This window comes from Zobellia russellii (assembly GCF_018728565.1).
Classification (GTDB): Bacteria; Bacteroidota; Bacteroidia; order Flavobacteriales; family Flavobacteriaceae; genus Zobellia; species Zobellia russellii.
Genome location: NZ_JACSOI010000001.1, coordinates 1,000,101 through 1,020,059 on the forward strand (window position 1 = coordinate 1,000,101; position 19,959 = coordinate 1,020,059).

General features: G+C 39.0%; 18 protein-coding genes. 7 read left to right on the forward strand and 11 right to left on the reverse strand.

Annotated elements, in window-relative coordinates; translation table 11 throughout:
* Positions 1-4: 4 nt before the first annotated feature.
* The 4 genes from lptC (at position 5) to H9565_RS04170 (ending at position 4,286) form a co-directional block, all read left to right on the forward strand.
* A complete protein-coding gene (gene lptC, locus H9565_RS04155; RefSeq protein WP_215437850.1) occupies positions 5-613 on the forward strand; it encodes an LPS export ABC transporter periplasmic protein LptC in 609 nt (202 codons plus the stop codon).
* Entirely contained in the window at positions 606-809 is a 204-nt protein-coding gene (locus H9565_RS04160; RefSeq protein ID WP_215437852.1) for a hypothetical protein, read from the forward strand. Before lptC ends, H9565_RS04160 begins: the two co-directional genes overlap by 8 nt.
* Before the next feature lie 63 nt (positions 810-872).
* Positions 873-2,102: a hemolysin family protein gene (locus tag H9565_RS04165; RefSeq protein WP_246560332.1), complete on the forward strand. Its 1,230-nt coding sequence runs from the start codon at positions 873-875 to the stop codon at positions 2,100-2,102.
* Positions 2,103-2,171: 69 nt separating this feature from the next.
* Complete coding sequence (locus H9565_RS04170) at positions 2,172-4,286, forward strand: peptidylprolyl isomerase (RefSeq protein ID WP_215437857.1); 2,115 nt, start codon at positions 2,172-2,174, stop codon at positions 4,284-4,286.
* 54 nt (positions 4,287-4,340) lie between these two features.
* On the opposite strand, the gene H9565_RS04175 is transcribed toward H9565_RS04170, so the two are convergent.
* Both H9565_RS04175 and H9565_RS04180 read right to left on the reverse strand, forming a co-directional pair.
* Entirely contained in the window at positions 4,341-5,255 is a 915-nt protein-coding gene (locus H9565_RS04175; protein ID WP_215437858.1) for a GYDIA family GHMP kinase, read from the reverse strand.
* On the reverse strand, positions 5,252-6,574 hold the full coding sequence (locus H9565_RS04180; RefSeq protein ID WP_215437860.1) for a hydroxymethylglutaryl-CoA reductase, degradative: 1,323 nt from the start codon (positions 6,572-6,574) through the stop codon (positions 5,252-5,254). The genes H9565_RS04175 and H9565_RS04180 overlap by 4 nt, the downstream gene beginning before the upstream one ends.
* Before the next feature lie 154 nt (positions 6,575-6,728).
* Here H9565_RS04180 and H9565_RS04185 point away from each other — a divergent pair, with 154 nt between their 5' ends.
* A complete protein-coding gene (locus H9565_RS04185; RefSeq protein ID WP_215437862.1) occupies positions 6,729-8,906 on the forward strand; it encodes a S9 family peptidase in 2,178 nt (725 codons plus the stop codon).
* A gap of 118 nt (positions 8,907-9,024) precedes the next feature.
* Positions 9,025-10,416 (forward strand): peptide MFS transporter, encoded by a 1,392-nt coding sequence (locus H9565_RS04190; RefSeq protein ID WP_215437864.1) that lies wholly within the window; start codon positions 9,025-9,027, stop codon positions 10,414-10,416.
* Between the two features lie 5 nt (positions 10,417-10,421).
* Here H9565_RS04190 and H9565_RS04195 read toward each other — a convergent pair whose 3' ends face one another.
* The 5 genes from H9565_RS04195 to surE form a co-directional block, all read right to left on the reverse strand.
* Complete coding sequence (locus H9565_RS04195) at positions 10,422-12,440, reverse strand: ComEC/Rec2 family competence protein (RefSeq protein WP_215437867.1); 2,019 nt, start codon at positions 12,438-12,440, stop codon at positions 10,422-10,424.
* On the reverse strand, positions 12,441-12,995 hold the full coding sequence (locus tag H9565_RS04200; RefSeq protein WP_215437870.1) for a C40 family peptidase: 555 nt from the start codon (positions 12,993-12,995) through the stop codon (positions 12,441-12,443).
* A 37-nt stretch (positions 12,996-13,032) separates the two neighbouring features.
* Entirely contained in the window at positions 13,033-14,145 is a 1,113-nt protein-coding gene (lpxB, locus tag H9565_RS04205; RefSeq protein WP_215437873.1) for a lipid-A-disaccharide synthase, read from the reverse strand.
* Positions 14,146-14,233: 88 nt separating this feature from the next.
* Complete coding sequence (locus H9565_RS04210) at positions 14,234-14,518, reverse strand: hypothetical protein (protein WP_215438219.1); 285 nt, start codon at positions 14,516-14,518, stop codon at positions 14,234-14,236.
* A gap of 67 nt (positions 14,519-14,585) precedes the next feature.
* Complete coding sequence (surE, locus tag H9565_RS04215) at positions 14,586-15,362, reverse strand: 5'/3'-nucleotidase SurE (RefSeq protein WP_215437876.1); 777 nt, start codon at positions 15,360-15,362, stop codon at positions 14,586-14,588.
* A gap of 191 nt (positions 15,363-15,553) precedes the next feature.
* Between surE and H9565_RS04220 the strand changes: the two genes are divergently transcribed.
* Positions 15,554-17,695: a carboxy terminal-processing peptidase gene (locus H9565_RS04220; RefSeq protein WP_215437879.1), complete on the forward strand. Its 2,142-nt coding sequence runs from the start codon at positions 15,554-15,556 to the stop codon at positions 17,693-17,695.
* Positions 17,696-17,752: 57 nt separating this feature from the next.
* On the opposite strand, the gene H9565_RS04225 is transcribed toward H9565_RS04220, so the two are convergent.
* From H9565_RS04225 to msrB, 4 genes are all read right to left on the reverse strand, one after another.
* On the reverse strand, positions 17,753-18,253 hold the full coding sequence (locus H9565_RS04225) for a peptide-methionine (S)-S-oxide reductase (protein ID WP_215437882.1): 501 nt from the start codon (positions 18,251-18,253) through the stop codon (positions 17,753-17,755).
* 123 nt (positions 18,254-18,376) lie between these two features.
* A complete protein-coding gene (locus tag H9565_RS04230) occupies positions 18,377-18,790 on the reverse strand; it encodes a DoxX family protein (RefSeq protein WP_215437885.1) in 414 nt (137 codons plus the stop codon).
* Positions 18,791-18,896: 106 nt separating this feature from the next.
* Positions 18,897-19,454, reverse strand: a complete 558-nt coding sequence (msrA, locus tag H9565_RS04235; protein WP_215437888.1) for a peptide-methionine (S)-S-oxide reductase MsrA — start codon at positions 19,452-19,454, stop codon at positions 18,897-18,899.
* A complete protein-coding gene (msrB, locus tag H9565_RS04240; protein ID WP_215437891.1) occupies positions 19,444-19,908 on the reverse strand; it encodes a peptide-methionine (R)-S-oxide reductase MsrB in 465 nt (154 codons plus the stop codon). Before msrB ends, msrA begins: the two co-directional genes overlap by 11 nt.
* Positions 19,909-19,959: the final 51 nt, after the last annotated feature.

The following is a 19,959-nucleotide window of genomic DNA, read 5'->3' on the forward strand; positions in this document are numbered from 1 at the left end:
AAAGATGATTTCATCTTACGGATATAATCTTAAAACTATTGCCATGGTTCTTACCATGGCAATAGTTTTTTTTTCTTGTCAGGATAACTACAAAAGGTCCGGTCAGGAGAAAGCACCTTTGGTGTATCCTATGGGTATTACCGAAAATTTTACGGCCACGTATACAGAGGCCAAGGAAATGCTTGAGAGTGAAGATTCTACTTCAACCCGTGTAATTGCGGTTCTAACAAGTCCTTTGAACGAGGATTATAACAATCAGGAATTTCCGTACCGTACCTTTCCAAAAGGTTTGTTGGTAGATTATTTTAATGAAGCTGGGGAGAAGAGTATTATTAAAGCGGATTACGGAATTATTTATTCTGCCACAAATGTAATAGATTTACAAGGCAATGTTGTCATAGAAAGCCATGACGGCAAGAAATTGGAAACCCCGCAATTGTTTTGGGATCAGGATGATAATTGGATTTTTACCCAAGAGAATTTTAAGTTTACAAATCCCGAGGATGGAACTATCATGGATGGTGAAGGAATGGATTTTAATAAAGACTTAAGTTTCTTCAACGCCCATAAAACATATGGCTTAATGACTATTAAAGAAGAATCGGATGATTAAGATTTTAAGATATACCGAATATTTATATTTGGCAGTAGCCTTTTTCTCATTGTATAGAATTTTTACGGATTGGAATACGGATAGGGAAGGCACTTATTTATTTATGTTCTTCGCTGCGGTTTCAATAGGAATGTTTCTGTTCAGAAGAAATTACAGGAAAAAGTTTGAACAACGCAAACAAGATAACCAACAATAAGCTGTGGAAGCTGCCATTTTGATTATTGTTTCATCGCTGCTGTTTTCGGCCTTTTTTTCAGGTATGGAGATAGCGTTCATTTCCGCCAATAAGATTCACATTGAAATAGAAAAGAAGCAGGAAGGTCTTTTGGCCAAGGTGTTAACGCGCCTAACCAAAAAGCCATCTAAGTTTATTGCCACTATGCTTATTGGCAATAATATTGCCTTGGTTATTTATGGGTTGTTCATGGGTGATCTGCTCATGGGGTGGTTTCAAAGTATGGTGCCCTCCCATAGTGAGTTTCTCAATTTAGTGTTGGGAGATTTTAGTCTGGTAACCCAAACGGTCATATCTACGTTGGTTATCCTCTTTACTGCGGAGTTTTTGCCAAAAGTGCTCTTTCAGATTTACTCCAATACCTTGCTCAAATTTTTGGCCATACCGGCCTATCTTTTTTATATTATCTTTTCGGTGATTTCCGATTTTGTAATTTGGGTGTCCGATGCTATTTTAAAAGCGTTCTTCAAAACAGATGGGGACGATGTGCAATTGGCTTTTAGCAAAATAGAACTTGGGGATTATATAACGGAGCAGATGGAAACCGTAGAAGAGGAGGACGAAGTAGATTCCGAGATTCAAATTTTCCAGAACGCCTTGGAATTTGCCGCCTTAAAAGCACGAGAAGTAATGGTGCCCCGTACAGAAATCATGGCGGTTGAACTTCATGAGACACCAAAAAACCTGGCAAAACTTTTTACGGAAACAGGCTATTCTAAAATTTTGGTCTATAAAGATACTATAGATAATATTATAGGTTATGTGCATTCGTATGAGCTATTTAAAAAGCCAAAAACCATAAAGAGTATTCTTTTGCCGGTTGAGTTTGTGCCCGAAACCATGCTTATTCAGGATATTCTTAATGTGTTGACCAAAAAACGAAAGAGTATTGCAGTGGTTCTGGATGAGTACGGAGGTACTTCAGGAATCATGACCGTAGAGGATATTGTTGAAGAACTCTTTGGTGAAATTGAAGATGAGCATGACACTACCGATCTAATTGAAGAACAATTAGAGGATAATACGTTTAAGTTTTCGGCGCGGTTAGAGGTTGACTACATAAATGAAGTCTATAAATTGGAGCTTCCTAAAAGTGAAGAGTATGAGACACTTGGCGGATTAATTGTGAGTGAAACAGGTGAAATTCCCGAGCAAAATTCAGAAATCCAAATAGAAAATTTCATGTTCAAAATAATTGAAGTATCGAACACAAAAATTGATTTAGTGTTCTTACAAATCCTTGATAAAGAATAGTTTTTCAATCCTTTATAAATTGAAGGAAAAATGGTAATTTCGCAAACTGATTAAACAAAACCCTAATTAATGGCAATTTTAGAGAATATAAGAAAACGGACAACCGTTCTAATACTGATTATAGGCTTGGCCCTTTTCGCATTTGTAATATCCGGTGTATTTGTCAACGGAGATGTTAGTGGTAAAGTAGGCTCTAGTATAGCCGAAATTAATGGAGAGGAAATTTCAATAGATGAATTTCGCCAAAAGGTAGATATTGCTTCTAGACGTTCTGCCAGCGCTTCTACAATGCAGACCGTAAACCAAGTGTTTGACCAAGAGGTACGTAATGCTATCTTAGGACAGCAATTCGAGGATTTGGGGGTTGATATTGAGCAAGATCAAATTCTAAACTACATTGGAACTATTCCGTCATATGCTCAGAGCCCACAATTCCAGAATGAAAGTGGTGTTTTTGACCAGAACAAATTCAGAAATTTTATTGCTGAGCTTAAATTGAACAATCCGGAGCAGTACAATCTTTGGTTGCAAGATGAACAGGCAATTGTTCAAAGCGCAAAACAGCAAACCTATTTTAACTTGATCAAGGCCGGAGTTGGTGCCACTTTAAAAGAAGGTGAACTAGATTACAAACTGGCCAATGATAAGGTGGATGTTAAGTATGTACGTATTCCGTTCACTTCTATTCCGGATAGTACTATTTCTGTTTCTAAAAGTGAGATTCAGACTTACATCAATAATCATAAGGAAGATTTCAAACAAGAACCAGCTAGGGATATTCAGTTTGTATACTTTCAGGAGAAGCCTTCTGCCGCAGATGAGACAGCAGTAAAGGATGCCATTACAAAATTGATGGACGATACAGTTGAGTATAATGCTCAAACGGATAAAAACGATACTGTAGCTGGTTTCAGGAATACAACGGATTTAGCGGCATTTTTAGATCGTAATTCAGATGTGAAATTTGATACTATTTACAAATCTAAGAAGCAGCTTCCTGCCAAGTTTGCAGATACGCTAATGACTTTGCAGGTTGGAGAAATGTATGGTCCTTATAGAGATGGTGATTTCTTTAAAGTTTCTAAAATGGTGGCCAGAAAGCCAGGAGGTTCTGTAAAGGCAAGCCATATTCTTATTGCTTACGAAGGTGCGCAACGTGCCAATCCTGAAGTAACAAGAACTAAAGAAGAGGCTGAGGCCGAAGCAAAGCGTTTGTTAAGAGAGGCTAAAAAGAAAGATGCCAAGTTTGTAGAGTTGGCACGTGATAATTCTGACGGTCCTTCTGCACCAAACGGAGGTGATTTAGGATATTTCCAAGAGGGTAGGATGGTACCTGCTTTTAATGATTTTGCTTTTGGAAATAAAGTAGGCACTATTGGTATGGTTGAAACTGATTTTGGTTTCCATGTTATTAAAATAGATGATAAAGAGGATATTGTTCAAATAGCTACCTTGGCTCGTGAGATAGAACCATCTGAGGAAACAACTAATAAGTTGTTTACGGATGCTACTAAATTTGAAATGGAGTCTATTGAATCTAACAAGGCATTCTCAGATCTAGCCAAAGAAAATGAATACTTGGTTCGCCCTGTAAACAAGATAAAGGCTACAGATGAAAACTTGCCAGGTCTTGGTGCACAAAGAAATATTGTACAGTGGGCTTTTCAGGAAGAGACCAATATTGGGGATATCAAGCGTTTTGATTTAACCGGTGGTTATGCTGTTGCTCAAGTAACAAAAGCATACAAAGAAGGTCTTATGTCTGTAGAGGATGCCTCTGCTATAGTTCTTCCTAAACTTAGAAAAGAACGTAAAGCGGCACAAATTACAGCAGCCAACAAAGGAAAATCAATTGAAGATTTGGCAAAAGATAATAACGTAAGTGCCTCAACGGCATCTGCGTTAACTGTTAAGTCTCCAACAATTCCTGGAGCCGGGTCTGAACCTGCTGTTGTAGGTACTGCTTTCGCAATGAAAGAAGGTGCTACTTCTGAGCTTATAGAAGGTAACACCGGAGTTTATAAGTTAACGGTTACCAAGAAGACCGAAGCGCCAAAACTGGATAACTATAGTATGTACGCTACTTCCGTAAAAACTTCACGTGAAGCACGAGTTAATACTGCAGTATACGATGCATTAAAAGATGCCTCGGAGATTGAGGACAAAAGAGCTGCTTTCTACTAGATAGTGGTCTAACAATACAAAAAAAGAGCCTTTCAATATTGAAAGGCTCTTTTTTTATAGCACCATTTTATCGTAGGGAATTACCGTACGGTAGCCTTTTTTTATAAAATAATCCGGAGTGTCTTTATTGCCAATGGCAAGAATAAAATCGCCGCCCCAAGCGCCTAAACTTTTTATAGTTCCCAAGTAGTCAGGAAAAAGTTGTTGTTTTATGGTCTTGGTCTGTAATATTCGGGACAAAAGGGCTTCATGGCGTTCCAGTAGACTCCCAAAAGTTTCCAAATCTTTACTTTCCGTTATTTCTAAGGTTAATCGGGTAATACTTTCGGTGAGTTTGATATGGTCAAACTCCATTTTTCGATATTGGGCAATCCCTTCCCTACTATTTTGTTTTTTGTCTAGGTGAACAAAGAAAAGTTGTTTTTTGAATTTAGGATTGAAAGCAACCGGTTTTATTGTTGGAATTTTTTCCTTAACCTGATAGAGGATAGGAGTGTTATTCTGGGCGCAAGCAATATCATACCCACTTCCGGAAAAAGCATTCCACAAGAGTTGAAAAGCATCTACCTCTGCCCATTGCGCAATATTATTTATAAGGGTTGATGATGAACCTAAACCCCAATCCCTTGGAAAATCCAATTTAGTTTCAACTTCTAGCCCTGTAGTTTTGAATAAGAAGTTAGGGTTTAATTTTTTTGCCTCTTTAAGTATATTTAAAAGTACCGTTTCTACGGTTTCGTTTGTAACTTCTTTTTTATCAGTTGCTAATTCACCTATATCAACCGAAGTTTTGAACCAAGCTTTTTCTTCGTTGTCCAGGCTTTTCCAAATTAATTGTTGGCTTTGGGTAGGGGTTACTTTTAGCGTTTGTCCATATTTAGTAGGTATAGCAAGACCTAATGCGCCGTCTAATATGGCATATTCTCCCGTTAAGAGTAGTTTTCCGTTACTGTAGTACTCTTTTATCATTTGGTGTTCCTGAGCTTTTCAAACGCTTCTACTACGGCATTGTGGGTGGCCGGATGTTTCTTAAAATAAATGGTCAATGCTTTCTTTTCTTCTTCGGTGGCTCCCAATTGGTTCAAGATATTCAATAGGTGCATCTTCATGTGCCCTTCTTGGATACCTGTGGTGACTAGAGAGCGTACTGCGGCAAAGTTTTGTGCCAAACCGGCAACAGCAACAATCTGCATTAATTCTTTAGCGGACGGTTTACCTAATATCTCCATGGCTAATTTTACAAGAGGATGTAAACTGGTGAGTCCGCCTATAGTCCCTAAAGCCATAGGAATCTCGATCCAAAATTTAAAGGTGTCATTCTCAATGGCGGCATGGGTGAGACTGGTGTAAGAACCATCTTTGGCTGCGTAGGCATGAATACCAGCTTCTACAGCCCTAAAATCGTTTCCTGTGGCCAGTACAACGGCATCTATACCGTTCATAATACCCTTATTGTGGGTAACGGCCCTATGGGGTTCTACTTTGGCTATGTTTACCGCTTGTACTATTTTTTTTGCAAATTGAAGAGATGCTTCGCTGTTTCCTATCTTCAATTCTGTAACTGGGCAGGTTACCTCGGCTTTAACTAAGCAATTAGGAACATAATTGGACAGGATGCTCATTACAATTTCAATAGCCTTTTCTTTTTCGGTAAAAAGAGAAAACGAACTCGCCTCTTCCTTAAAAGTTTTAGCAAATTGTTCTAGACAGGAATTTATGAAATTCGCGCCCATAGCATCAAGCGTCTCAAACGTGCAATGCAATTGGTAATAGTTGTCCAGGGCATTAGTTCTATCCCTCAGTTCAATGCTATTGATGCCGCCACCTCGTTTTTCCATGTTCTTGGTGATGGAGGAGGCTTCGGAAAGTAGCTTTGGTTTTATATGTGCAAAGAAAGAGATAAGGTGTTCTTTGTTGCCTTGGTATATGAAATGTACTTGACCTATTTTTTCGGTACCTAAAACTTGGGTTTTAAACCCGCCTTTTTCTAGCCAGAACTTTGCCGCTTTACTTGCTGCCGCAACTACGGAGCTTTCTTCAATGGCCATGGGAATGGCATAAAGTTTATCGTTGATTAAAAAATTTGGGGCAATTCCAAACGGAAGATAGTAATTGGTAACCGTGTTTTCTATAAACTCGTCATGCAGTTGTTGCACGTCTTCGGCTGTGTTCCAGTACCTTTTGAGTAGGCTTTTTGCTGCCTTTGGATCGGCCGTATAAGAGGCCGTTAGCCAATCTATCTTTTGCTCTTTGGTCAGTTTTGAGAATCCCTCTATGGGCTTGGTCATAACATTTGGTTTCGGTGGGTAAAGATAATGATAATGGTTTATACCTATGATTGCGATTAACCTCGATAAAACAAGGGATTTTTATGATTTAAAGTTTAATTCTTTGTAAAATTATCACTAAACTTGGGCGATTTAATCTTTTTTATAACATTCTATGCGAAAAATAGTTTTGAGTGTCTCTTTTGTATTCGCCTTTTTGGCGATTTCTTATGCGCAAAAGAAACAAGTTACAGTAGAGGCAGTATACGGAGGTGATTTCTCAATTGAAAGGTTGGATGCCTTGAGGTCCATGAAAAACGGTAAGCAATATACCCTGTTGAATTGGGATGCAGATGGGACTACAACCATTGATAAGTTTGATTACGCTACGCAGAAAAAGGTAGAAACCATTGTTAGTTCTGCCAATTTACAAGAAATAGAAGGTTTTAGCTCCTACCAATTCAGTGATGATGAGTCTCAGTTGTTGTTGGCAACAGAATTAGAATCCATCTATAGACATTCAACACTGGGCATTTTTTATGTGTATGATTTAAAGACCAAAAAATTAACCAAAGTTTCAGATACAAAAATTCAAGAGCCAAAGCTGGCTCCGGACGGAACAAAGGTGGCCTACGTGGCCAAAAACAACCTCTACTTATTTGATTTGGCTTCCGGTACTACGGAACAGCTTACGACAGATGGTCAGAAAAATTCAGTCATTAATGGTATAACGGATTGGGTTTACGAAGAGGAGTTTGCTTTTGTCAGGGCTTTTGATTGGAATAGCAATGGCACTAAAATAGCTTTTTTACGTTTTGATGAAACGGATGTGCCCGAATTTTCTATGGATGTTTTTGGAACGGATTTATATCCTACTCAGGAAACATTCAAATATCCTAAGGCCGGCGAGGCAAATGCCAAAGTAAATTTGCATTTATACGATGTAAAGGCTAAAACCACAGCCGGGGTAGATTTAGGGGATGCATATTACATTCCACGTATCAAATGGATGAACAACTCTAATTATTTAAGTGTGCAGGTGCTCAACAGGCACCAGAACCATTTGAAATTGTATTCCGTAGATGCTAAAAATAATGCGGCTACCGTACTTTTAGAGGAAAAGGACAAAGCGTATATAGATATCACGGATAACCTTACGTTTCTGGCGGATGATAGTTTTATCTGGACAAGCGAAAAAGACGGCTACAACCATATCTATCTTCATGATCAGGATGGTAATCTTGTAAACCAAATAACCAAGGGGCCATGGGAGGTGACCCAATACTATGGTTATGATCAGAATGAGGATAAGGTCTATTACCAATCTACGGAAAACGGCTCAATTAACCGTGGTGTATACAGTATTGAAAGCAACGGAAAGAACAAAAAGGCTTTGGTAGCACAGGAAGGCTCCAATGATGCCGATTTTAGTGCAGATTTCACTTATTTTATACACACCTATTCCAATGCAAGTACACCGCCTGTTTATATGCTGCACAAAGCTTTAAACGGGAAAAAGGTAAAGGAGATAAAAAATAACAATGCTTTAGTTGAAAAGTTGAAAGGATACGAAATTAGCGAAAAGGAATTCTCTACCATTACCATTAATGGCAATGAGCTAAATATGTATATGGTGAAGCCTAAAGATTTTGATCCAGCAAAAAAATACCCGTTGTTAATGTACCAATATAGTGGTCCAGGTTCACAGAGCGTGGTAAACCGTTGGTTGGATGCTAGGGATTTGTGGCATCAGCAATTGGTATCACAAGGTTATGTGGTTGCTTGTGTAGACGGTAGGGGAACGGGCTTTAAGGGTGCGGATTTTAAAAAGTCTACCTATCTAAATCTTGTAAAATATGAAACCGAAGACCAGATTGCAGCTGCTAAAGAATTGAGCAAGTTGCCGTATATAGACGAAAATAGAACCGGAATTTGGGGATGGAGTTTTGGAGGCCATATGTCTACCAACTGCATTTTAAAAGGAAACGATGTTTTTGAAACGGCCATTGCAGTTGCTCCGGTAACTACATGGCGCTTTTACGATACCATTTACACAGAACGTTTTTTACGTACTCCGGAGGAAAATCCGGCCGGTTATGATGAAAACTCTCCTTTGAACTATCCAGAAATGTTAAAAGGGAATTACCTGTTGGTTCATGGTTCCGGTGATGACAATGTACATGTGCAGAACTCAATGCGCATGATTGAAGCACTGGTGCAGGCCAATAAACAATTTGATTGGGCTATTTACCCAGATAAGAACCACGGCATTTATGGAGGAAATACCAGAGTGCACTTATTCAATAAAATGACTAATTTTTTGCAGGAAAATTTGTTGAACCCTGAAAATTAGAAACCCAGACCAACAACAGAAGTTTACAGACTCAAGAGGTATGAAACGTTTTAAAGCGTAATTTAATCGCATCTTGAACTAGTTTTGATACAAATCCAATTAAACAAATAACATATTTATGGCAATAGTAGAAAAGGCACCGCATGAAAAGGAACTGTTCGGGCATCCGGTAGGTTTATATATTCTATTCTTTACTGAAATGTGGGAGCGGTTTTCATACTATGGGATGAGAGCTCTTTTTACCTTGTTTCTGGTAGCGGAGACTACTTCTAGCAATGCAGGTTTTGGCTGGAGTAATGATGAGGCACTTGCTCTTTATGGGTGGTATACCATGTTGGTATATGTTTCTTCAATTCCCGGTGGATGGATTGCGGACAGGTTCTTAGGGCAAAAAAAGACCGTTATGCTCGGGGGAATACTTCTGTGTTTAGGACATGCTATTTTGGCAATGAATTCCGAGACTTCGTTTTATTTAGGGTGCTTTTTTATAATCTTAGGGGTGGGCTGTCTTAAACCCAACATATCCTCAATGGTTGGCGGACTCTACAAGCCGAAGGACGAAAGACGCGATCTAGGCTTTTATATCTTTTATATGGGTATTAACATAGGTGGTTTCCTTGCTCCAATTTTATGTGGTTATGTTGGGGAGAACATAAACTGGCACTACGGCTTTGGTTTGGCCGCTATAGGTATGTTCATGGGGCAGGCCGTTTATATTTGGGGACAGAAATATTTGACGCACGTTGGTAACCTAATTAGCAGGAACAATGCCGCTGATCGTGAAATTTTGGACAGACCTTTAACGAGTATAGAGAAGGATAGGATAAAGGTTCTCTTAATTTCGTTTCTATTGATTATTTTATTCTGGGCGGCCTTTGAACAAGCAGGTGGACTAATGAACTTATATGCCATGCAAAAAACGGATCGTAATTTCTTTGGTCTGTTTGAAATTCCAGCATCGGTTTTTCAGTCGGTGAATTCATTCTTCATTATCACTTTGGCTACTGTGGTGGGTGCCTTTTGGTTAAAATGGCGTAAGGCCGGCAAAGAGTCTTCGTCAATTTTTAAAATAGCCGTAGGTCTAATAGTTATGGCCCTTGGTTTTGGGTTTATGAGTGCAGCATCCTTGCAATATGAGGCCAACGGTTCTTCCGCTATGTATTGGTTGATATTAGCTTATTTACTTCATACTATTGGTGAGCTTTGTGCGTCTCCGGTATCGTTATCCTACATAACTAAATTGGCACCGCTTAAATATGCCTCCATTATCATGGGATTGTATTGGGCGGCAACAGGCCTTGGGAACAAAGTGGCAGGTCTAATAGGGCAGGCGTCACAATCACTGGGTGAATTTGAAATCTTTACAGGTATAGCCGTTATTTGGTCTCTAATTGGGCTTTTGGTTATCGCCATGTTAAAACCATTAAAGCGATTGGCCCATGGTGCGGAAGACGGAGAAACTAGAATTTCAGGAGGACAGGAAGATTTTGAAATAGAGAAACACGTTTAATTACGTTAATCAAAATAATAAGCTCCCTTTTCGCCTGTAGCGTGAAAAGGGAGTTTTTGTTTTAGGCAGGTTTCTTTCCATCTATTTACATAAGAAGTATAGTTGCTGCCGTCTACTATTATATTTTTTGGACGTATGGATGAAATGACCCTTTCGAGATTTAGCTTAGGCGATTGGGTAAGAATAAGGTAATCTACGGAGGTTTCCCTTGTGGGGTAAACACCTAGACTATCAATAATTAAAACGTTCTTGTTTTCCCACTTGTAACTGTTCTTAACAGTGGAGTAGGTTGTATTTGTTGTTCGTTCCGCTACACTATAATCATTTAGCATGTTCCCTACGCTAAGGGTGTCACGAGTTGCAGCAATTGTATGGTGCCCGTTTTGGTGTACTACTACCGTATTTTTTGTTTGATGCCCAATAAATAAAATGTTCTTGCGGGCAGTCTCGTAATCCGTATAAATCGTCCATAGTTGAAACCCCACAATAAACGTTGCGAGTGCAATCGCTTTTTTAAAGTTAGGACGGGTGAATAAAATTACGCAGCTAAAAAGTATAGTGTAGGCCAATACCATTTGAACGCCATCAAAAGAGATATTTTTAAAGATAAAGGCTTCCTGTTGGGCAACCCAGTGTATAATTTGGTTCATCCAGCCGATCAGGGCATTATAGATGATAACCAGTTCACCACATAATTGGCCAATTAGTGCCAAGAAAATAACTAAAATTCCCATCCCAAGGATAATTCCCAATCCGGGAACAATGAGTAGGTTGCTTATAAAGAACAGACCCGGAAATTGATGAAAGTAAAACAGGCTTATGGGCAATACTCCCAACTGTGCCGCAATACTAACGGACAAGAGCTGCCATATCTTCCTCACGAGCTTGTGTTTTGGAAACCACAATTTTTGAAAAAGCGGGTAAAGCCAAACAATAGCCAAAACGGCAGCATAGCTCATTTGAAAGCCCGCTTGAAAAAGAAGGTTTGGGTTGATGGCCAATAGAATAAAGAAAATGGATAAAGCCAGTATGTTAAAGGTGTTGTTCGGGCGGTTTAAATACATGCTATAGGCTACAAAAGAAAACATGGTAACGGATCGCACTACGGATGCAGATAAACCAGAAAGGAAGGCAAAGCCCCAAAGCAAAAGCACGGTTAAGACCAGTTTTAAAGTTTTGCCTCTAGGCAGGCGTTCCAAAGGTTTTAGAAGAAATAGTAAAATCCATAATAGAATCCCTATGTGTAAGCCTGAAACAGCCAAAATATGAACAGCTCCTGCGTTTTTATAATCGGTATAAGTTTCTTCGGATATGTCGTTGCGCTGCCCTAGAAGCAATGCTTGAATTATGCTCAGTTCCTCTTGGCCGAAATCGGCTTTTTTAAGTTGAGAAATGATATGGGTACGCGCATTGGCTGCTATGCCATAAATAGTGGTGGAAGGAGAGTCAAGAGTAATAAACTGGCTGCTTGTTAGTCTAAATTGATGGAATATACCCAAATCCTTTAAATAATTCTTATAATTAAATTGATGTGGATTTAATGGCGCTTTTACTTCATCTATGGAGCTAAATAGTACAACCTCATCATCAACCTGAAGTTTTTTGAGCATAGAATCGTTCGAAAAACTGAGCAAGACTTTTCCCTCTGCATAATTTTGGTCCAGCGCTTGTACCTTGCCAATATATCTCTCCGAATAGGAGCTGGGTTTTAGTGCCTCCGAAATTTTGATGTGCCAAATATGGTTTCCGGAAAAATCTGTATTAAGGTAATGGTTCGTTTGATTTTTTGGTTGTGCCAACCCGGCAGCGAACAGACCAATACAAAATGTGGTTAAAATGGCTAAGTATCCAAAACTATGGGATTCGTTCTTTTTATCCTTGAAACGTAAAAAACCCAATAGAACTAGTAGAATAATGCAAGCAAATAGGGGAAAGCGTACATCTAGGTTTAGATAGTTTCCTGCCACAATACCCAAAATGACAACGAGTGTCAGTTTTATGGGTATGAAGCGAAGCAATCTCATTTACAGAATTCGGGTAGCTTTTATAAAGGCACTGTTCCAATATCCTTCGCGTAAGGAAGAAACTATGACACCTCTAGAGGAGGAAGAATGTACAAATTTAATTTCATCGCCTTCTACGGAAACAACCATGCCTACATGGTTGATACGTTTGCTGCGTTTACTTGTTTTAAAGAAAAGTAAATCGCCTTTTTCAACATCGCGCACGCGAATATTTTTCCCCTCTTCGGCCATATGGTAAGAGGTGCGTGGTAGCTTTACATCATTTTCGCCAAAGGCAACATAAAGTAATCCGGAACAGTCCATTCCTTTTTTGGTCGTTCCGCCAAATTTGTAACGAACCCCTGAAAATTTTAATGCTGAATCTATAACATCATCTGCTTTTGAACGCTTGGCTACCGTTACGTTCCTGCTAGGTTTCTTTTCTCTTTTTGGTGCATCCATGGGCTTGGCTGCAACCGTTACTCTTCTTGGTTGGTTTTGAGCCGTTTTCTTTTTTGAGGCCCCACAACTGGCAACAAGGCAGATAATTAGAATATATAGGAGTTTGCGAAGCATGTAAATAGATACGTTTCTAGATGGACTTATACCAAAATTAAACATTTTCTATAATAAGGGTAGCGGCATTAACACTTGCTCCTCTACCGCCCAATTTTTTTTCAAGTTGGTTGTAGGCTTCAATTTGGGCCTCACGTGCAGGTCCATCAAGTATTTTATTTAATTCGGCCTTTATGTTTTTGGTGGTCAAATCGTTTTGAATAAGTTCTTTTACCACCTCTTTTTTCATAATAAGGTTCACAAGCGATATATATTCAAGGGTAATAATTCGTTTGGCAATCTGGTACGAAAGCCAATTCGCCTTATAACAAACCACTTGGGGCACCTTAAAAATAGCGGTCTCCAATGTAGCCGTTCCACTGGTAACCAAGGCTGCATGGGCAATACCTAAAAGGTCATAGGTTTTGTTGGTTACAAAACTAACGTTGGGATTTTTTAGAAAGGGCCCGTAAAAATCATGGTCAAGGCTAGGTGCTCCTGCAATTACAAATTGATAGGCCGAAAAATCTTTGATGACGGATAACATTACCGTTAGCATCTTCTGTACTTCTTGCTTTCTACTACCCGGAAGTAACGCTATAATCGGTTTTTTTGAGTCTAACTTATGTTGCTGCCGGAATTGGAGCTCATCAACCGGAATTCTATTTTCAATGGCATCAATAAGTGGATGTCCCACAAAATTTACTGGGTAATTGTGTTTCTTTTCGTAGAACTCCTTTTCAAAAGGAAGAATAACATGCATGGCATCAATATCTCTTTTGATGTCTTTTATACGTCCTTCCCTTGAGGCCCATATTTGCGGAGATATATAGTAATTTGTTCTAAATCCTTGTTCTTTGGCCCATTTGGCAATACGGAGATTAAAGCCGGAGTAATCAATAAAAACAATAACATCTGGCTGAAACTGTTGAATATCCGTCTTACAGAATTTAATAGCTTTGGCAATTGTACCTAAATTCATAAGGACTTCCAGAAAGCCCATAAAGGCCATTTCTTTGTAATGTTTTACCAAAGTTCCTCCTGCCTGTTGCATAAGGTCACCTCCCCAAAAGCGAATATTGGCATCTGGGTCTTTGGCGATTAAGGCTTTCATAAGGTTGGAGCCGTGGAGGTCTCCAGACGCTTCGCCTGCTATTATATAATACTTCATTACAAATTAATACAGTTTATACCTTGCCCTTTTAAAAGGAGAACTCGGTTAGGGCAAAATTCGTATGTTCTTTACCGTTAATTTACGGCTAAAAGATTTTATAGTACAAAATGGCCAATGCGGTTAAAAGTGTAGCAATAAGAACACCTTTAGCCCTGTTGTCTCTACGGATTCTTAAAAAACCAAAAAAAGCGATAAGGTTAAGGATGGCTCCCAAGGCCAAAAGACTGCCAATATGACCTTGTTCTATAGCTGCTTCAAAAGTTTCGGCAATACCAAAGTCCGAAAATAACAAGATATAGAGCAAAGTGCCAATGGTATTGGCAATTATACCTACTAAAAATCCTATGGCAAGCTCTTTTCTAACGTTCATAATTTTTAAGTTCATTCAATCCTGTTTGGTACTGTAAAGTTATATTTCTTTAAGAAACGAATTTTAGTTACTCAAATTGCCAACCATTAAGTTGCTGGATTGCATGATGGGCCGTAAGGTCAAATTGGGTAGGTACAACGGATACGTAATTGTTGGCCAAGGCCCATTCATCCGTGTCTTCGCCTTTGTCCAATAATTCAAACTCACCGGTTAGCCAGTAATAATCCTTTCCACCTGGGTTGGTACGTTTGTCAAATTTCTCTTTCCAGTTGGCACGTGCCTGTCTGCAAACTTTTATTCCTTTGATATCCTCTTTTTGGGCCTTAGGAATATTAACGTTCAGCACTACACCTTTTGGAATGCCATTGGCCAAGGATTCGCTAACTATTTTTTTGATGATATGCCCTGCTTGCTTAAAATCTGCATGCCACGAGTAATCGCATAAAGAAAAACCTATGGCAGGTATGCCCTCTATGCCGGCCTCAATAGCAGCGCTCATGGTACCCGAGTATATAACGTTTATAGACGAGTTGGATCCGTGGTTGATACCGCTAACACAAATATCCGGTTTACGGTCCAATAATTCCTGAAGTGCCATTTTTACACAATCTGCAGGTGTGCCGCTGCAACTGTATTCAATAGGGGCGCCATTTTTTTTGTCTACCACAATTTTATTGGCATACAGCGTATTGTCTATGGTAATTGCGTGTCCTTGGCCAGATTGCGGTCCGTTTGGAGCAACTACTACAACATCGCCAAGTTCTTTCATATACTTAATCAAAGCACGTATACCTGGAGCTGTAATTCCGTCATCGTTAGTTACTAAGATCAAAGGTTTTTTCATGCTGAATACTTTATAGTGCAAAAATACGTTTACAGAACACAACGACCTAAGTTCGTTTAACAAAAAATTAGTGTATCCTCTCTAAAGGTGGCATGGTTTTTTCAGTATCTTAGGGAATTCATTACTTTTAAGTGTGAAAATCTCAATCTTCCCCAAGATTGGTTATTTTAAAAATTTCGAAAAAAAATTATATGAAAAGGAATCTTGCCTATTCTCTTTTGGTAATGCTTATATCTGTTGCTTCGTGCAGTTTTACCAACAAATCTTTTGAAACTGACGATAAAGATAAACTGCTTTTAGACCTTATTACTTATGTATTGGAAAAGGGACATTATGAACCCAAGAATATTGATGACGATTTTTCGGTAAGTGTTTTTGAGGATTTTATTGATGTTTTGGATCCGACCAAAAGATATTTTTTGGAAGAGGACGTCAAAGAATTTGAGCAGTACAAGTTTCAGTTGGACGATCAAATCAAAAGTACGGATATCACATTTTTCAATCTAGTGTATGATAGATTGGTACAACGTATGGAGGAAGCAAAGGTTATCTATAAAGAGGTGCTTGAGAAGCCTTTTGATTACAATAAAAACGAAACCATAAATATCGATTACGAGAAAATGAGTTTCGCTACTTCTAAAAAAGAATTGAAGGAACGTTGGAGGCAACAACTTAAATATGCAACTCTAGGAACGTATGACTCTAAAATGAAAGGCGTTGAAAGAGGAGATGTCGTTGAGGAAAAAGAAGGTGCGAGTGCTAAGCCAATGACACCTAAAGATGCTGAAAAGGCAGCTAGGGTTTCTACCAAAAAAACACTGGATGAATTTTTTGATTTTGTAAATGATTTGGAACGTAAGGATTGGTTCGTTCAATATATAAACACTATTGTAGACGAATTTGACCCGCATACGTACTATTTTGCTCCGGATGAAAAAGATAAGTTTGATACGAGCATGTCCGGTAAATTTGAAGGTATTGGCGCACGTTTGCAGAAAAAACCAGAGGGTGCTAAGATTGTAGATATCATTTCCGGTGGTCCGGTATGGCGTGATGCCCGATTGGAAGTTGGAGACCAAATCATAAAAGTAGGTCAAGAAGGAGAAGAGCCTATCAATATTGTAGGTATGCGTTTGGATGATGCCATTAAATTGATAAAAGGCCCAAAAGGTACCATAGTTGAACTTACCGTGCGTAAGATAGATGGGTCTTTGGATACTGTAGAGCTTACTAGAGATGTGGTTGAGCTGGAAGAGTCTTTCGCCAAATCGGCAAGTATTATTAAGAGCGATGAAAAGTTTGGAATAATAGATTTACCTAAATTCTATGTAGATTTTGATGATTATACCGAAAGAAATGCAGCTACCGATGTAGCTAAGGAGGTAGAGCGTTTAAAAGAAGAAGGTGCCGAAGGTCTTATCATAGATCTAAGGGATAACGGTGGAGGATCGTTAAAGACCGTTGTTGAAATGGCCGGTCTTTTTATTAAAGATGGCCCAATTGTTCAGGTGCGTTCTTCAGGAAAAGGTAAGGATGTGTATGATGATAAAGATGAGCGTATTCAATGGGACGGCCCACTTGTTATACTTGTAAACGAACTATCCGCTTCCGCCTCGGAAATTTTGGCGGCAGCTATGCAAGACTATAAAAGGGCTATTGTTATTGGTAGCAAACAGACCTTTGGAAAAGGAACCGTACAGAACGTAATTCCTTTGGACAACATAGTTAGAAGTAACGATCATGGAGATCTAGGAGCTATTAAGTTAACCACCCAGAAGTTCTACCGTATTAACGGTGGTTCCACCCAGTTGGAAGGTGTTAAGAGCGATGTTGTGGTTCCGGACAAGTACAGCTATATTGATCTTGGTGAGAGAGATCAAGCCAATCCTTTAAAATGGGATAAAATTTCTCCGGCGGATTACAAGCCTTGGGAAGGGTATATAGATTACGATCAGACCATTGCCAACAGTACTAAGAGAATGGCAAATAATCCGCAGATCAAGCTAATTGAGGAAAACGCTAAATGGTTGAAGTCTGAAAGTGATGAGATGGAGATTTCTTTGAACTATGATGCTTATCGTGCAGACGAAAAGGAACACAAGAAAAAGTCCGATTACTTTAAGGCAATCAATGAATATGATTCTAAGCTGACTTTTGCTTCCTTAAAGTATGAAGAAGAGTTGTTCGTCAAAGATTCTGTGTTACGTGAAAAACGTGACAGATGGCATAAAGCTTTGGCTAAGGATGTTTATGTAGAGGAAGCTGTAAATGTACTTGAAGATTTAAAGAACAATAAAATTGAACACGGCAAACTGGCCGCAGTAAAAGGATAGAAAAAATATACTTATATAGAATAAGCCCTGATGCATTTTGTGTCAGGGCTTTTTTATTTAGAGGTCCGCAATTGAATTTGCCTTTGTGTGTATACTGAACTTCTTAAAGAGCAGTTTAATTTTTGGGTCTATATAATTTTCACAAAATGGTTTCTCAGGGTTGCTGTAATAGTAATTTTGAAATGCAACCGTTGAGGGTTTAAAGGAATCGAAAGGAAGCACGTTCGTAATGAGTCTATCCTTAAAATCCACTTGTAGTTCATTTAAAATGGCATTCGCTTCGTGCAACTGCTGGTCAGAAAACGTATAGATAGCAGACCTATATTTGGAGCGCATGCTATGGTTGGAAGTGCTTTTGTGGGTGTGAAGATGTATTTCTACTAAGTCCTTTAAAGTAATGATACTAGGGTTAAAGTGAACCAAGACTGCTTCGGAGAAACTAGTATGTATCCCCGTAGATGATACAAAACCTTGTTCAACTTTGTCAACACCCTTTAAAGACTGAAATACTGCTTCCGTACACCAATGGCAACCACCACCTAAAGCTATCTTTTCCATAGTAATTAATGTCTATAAGTTTAGTCGTAAAATATGATTAGGACTTGCGGTGGTACTAAAATAAAAAGACCTGCTGTTTAGCAGGTCTTTTAAGTCGCAATAAATAAAGCTGTAGCGCCCAAATCATGCTACAGTTTTTAGCGTAGGTTTAGTATGTGTGTCTTCAGTTGCAGATGTAGCCTGCTCATTAAGTTTTTTATTTTGTACGAATGTCACGTAAAGGGCAATAATACAGAATACGGCCGGGGCGCCATTTCCATCTTTTACCATTAGATGTGCTATTATACCAAACGCAAGATTTAAGAAAAAGCCGGCATAGGCCCATTCTCTTATCCAAGAGCTTTTATTAAAAATAAGAACGGAAAGACCTAGTAATTGAGCCGTTCCCAATACAAATATTAAATAAGGAGGGTAGCCTAAATCTTCAAATTTCATAACTACGGCTTCGTAATTAAAAAAGGAGTTGGCTACGGCATATACGATGGCCAATGAAAATAAAGAAAGGGCTATACGGTAGTAAAGTTGTGTGGTTTTCATAGAAATGGGTTTTAAGATTGTGAGGTAAAATTACTTTCTTAAAACCCATTTTTTTTAATTTGAAAGACCAATTACGGTTTCCTGTAGATTAGCTGCGCTAAATTGGTTACGAGCTAGTTAGCGGCTGTTTTAATTTATCGGCATGCATTTGTCTTAGTTTTGCCAGTTTCGGTGTAATTACTGCGCTACAATAACCCTGTGTGGTGTTATTACGGTAATAATCTTGATGATAGTCTTCGGCATCGTGAAAAACGGATAGCGGACTCAATTCTGTAACAATAGGGTCTTCAAAATAAGATGCCAACTCTTTAATTACGGTTTCGGCAACTTCCTTTTGCGTATCGTTATGGTAATAAATTACGGAACGGTATTGTGTTCCAACATCTCCCCCTTGGCGATTAAGTGAAGTAGGGTCGTGACTGGTCATGAACACAATCAGTAAATCTTGATATGAAATTACCGAAGGGTCAAAAGTAACCTGAACCACCTCTGCATGACCTGTAAGGCCTGAGCAGACTTCTTTATATGTTGGTTTTCCTGGAGCGGTACCGCCCGTGTAACCGGATACTAGTTTCTTAACTCCTTTTAATTCTTGCAGGACAGCTTCTATACACCAAAAGCATCCGCCGCCAAGTGTGGCTATTTCTAGATTTTTATTGCTCATTTTTAAGACTTTCTTTTTGTAATTGCATAGATTCTGAATTAATACAGTAGCGTAATCCGCTAGGTTCGGGCCCGTCGGGGAAAATGTGTCCTAGATGGGCATCGCAAGTATTGCACATGACCTCTACGCGTACCATACCAAATGAGGAATCCTTCTCATATTTAATAGCATTTTCTTTTATAGGCTGAGTAAAACTGGGCCAACCTGTACCCGATTCGAATTTAATGGTAGAATCGAACAACGGTGCGTTACAACAGATGCAGTTGTATTTGCCTGCATCATGTGCACTACAAAGTGCACCGGTGTGTGCCCGTTCAGTACCCTTCATTCGGGTAATCCTGAATTGTTCAGGAGTAAGGAGTTCACGCCATTCTGCCTCGGTCTTCTCTACTCTTCTGTCCGGCTGTGGATTCCCTTTAACACTAAAATTGATTACATCTTTCCATGTAAGCATAGTTTTCCTTTCTTTTAAACTAATTGTTCATTGAATTAGATAGTACAAAAT

What these genes read in the sequence shown, in the direction of transcription:
- lptC (WP_215437850.1), top strand. Translation starts at nt 5, where the DNA reads ATGATTTCATCTTACGGATATAATCTTAAAACTATTGCCATGGTTCTT.
- H9565_RS04160 (WP_215437852.1), top strand. Translation starts at nt 606, where the DNA reads ATGATTAAGATTTTAAGATATACCGAATATTTATATTTGGCAGTAGCC.
- H9565_RS04165 (WP_246560332.1), top strand. Translation starts at nt 873, where the DNA reads ATGGAGATAGCGTTCATTTCCGCCAATAAGATTCACATTGAAATAGAA.
- H9565_RS04170 (WP_215437857.1), top strand. Translation starts at nt 2,172, where the DNA reads ATGGCAATTTTAGAGAATATAAGAAAACGGACAACCGTTCTAATACTG.
- H9565_RS04175 (WP_215437858.1), bottom strand. Translation starts at nt 5,255, where the DNA reads ATGATAAAAGAGTACTACAGTAACGGAAAACTACTCTTAACGGGAGAA.
- H9565_RS04180 (WP_215437860.1), bottom strand. Translation starts at nt 6,574, where the DNA reads ATGACCAAGCCCATAGAGGGATTCTCAAAACTGACCAAAGAGCAAAAG.
- H9565_RS04185 (WP_215437862.1), top strand. Translation starts at nt 6,729, where the DNA reads ATGCGAAAAATAGTTTTGAGTGTCTCTTTTGTATTCGCCTTTTTGGCG.
- H9565_RS04190 (WP_215437864.1), top strand. Translation starts at nt 9,025, where the DNA reads ATGGCAATAGTAGAAAAGGCACCGCATGAAAAGGAACTGTTCGGGCAT.
- H9565_RS04195 (WP_215437867.1), bottom strand. Translation starts at nt 12,440, where the DNA reads ATGAGATTGCTTCGCTTCATACCCATAAAACTGACACTCGTTGTCATT.
- H9565_RS04200 (WP_215437870.1), bottom strand. Translation starts at nt 12,995, where the DNA reads ATGCTTCGCAAACTCCTATATATTCTAATTATCTGCCTTGTTGCCAGT.
- lpxB (WP_215437873.1), bottom strand. Translation starts at nt 14,145, where the DNA reads ATGAAGTATTATATAATAGCAGGCGAAGCGTCTGGAGACCTCCACGGC.
- H9565_RS04210 (WP_215438219.1), bottom strand. Translation starts at nt 14,518, where the DNA reads ATGAACGTTAGAAAAGAGCTTGCCATAGGATTTTTAGTAGGTATAATT.
- surE (WP_215437876.1), bottom strand. Translation starts at nt 15,362, where the DNA reads ATGAAAAAACCTTTGATCTTAGTAACTAACGATGACGGAATTACAGCT.
- H9565_RS04220 (WP_215437879.1), top strand. Translation starts at nt 15,554, where the DNA reads ATGAAAAGGAATCTTGCCTATTCTCTTTTGGTAATGCTTATATCTGTT.
- H9565_RS04225 (WP_215437882.1), bottom strand. Translation starts at nt 18,253, where the DNA reads ATGGAAAAGATAGCTTTAGGTGGTGGTTGCCATTGGTGTACGGAAGCA.
- H9565_RS04230 (WP_215437885.1), bottom strand. Translation starts at nt 18,790, where the DNA reads ATGAAAACCACACAACTTTACTACCGTATAGCCCTTTCTTTATTTTCA.
- msrA (WP_215437888.1), bottom strand. Translation starts at nt 19,454, where the DNA reads ATGAGCAATAAAAATCTAGAAATAGCCACACTTGGCGGCGGATGCTTT.
- msrB (WP_215437891.1), bottom strand. Translation starts at nt 19,908, where the DNA reads ATGCTTACATGGAAAGATGTAATCAATTTTAGTGTTAAAGGGAATCCA.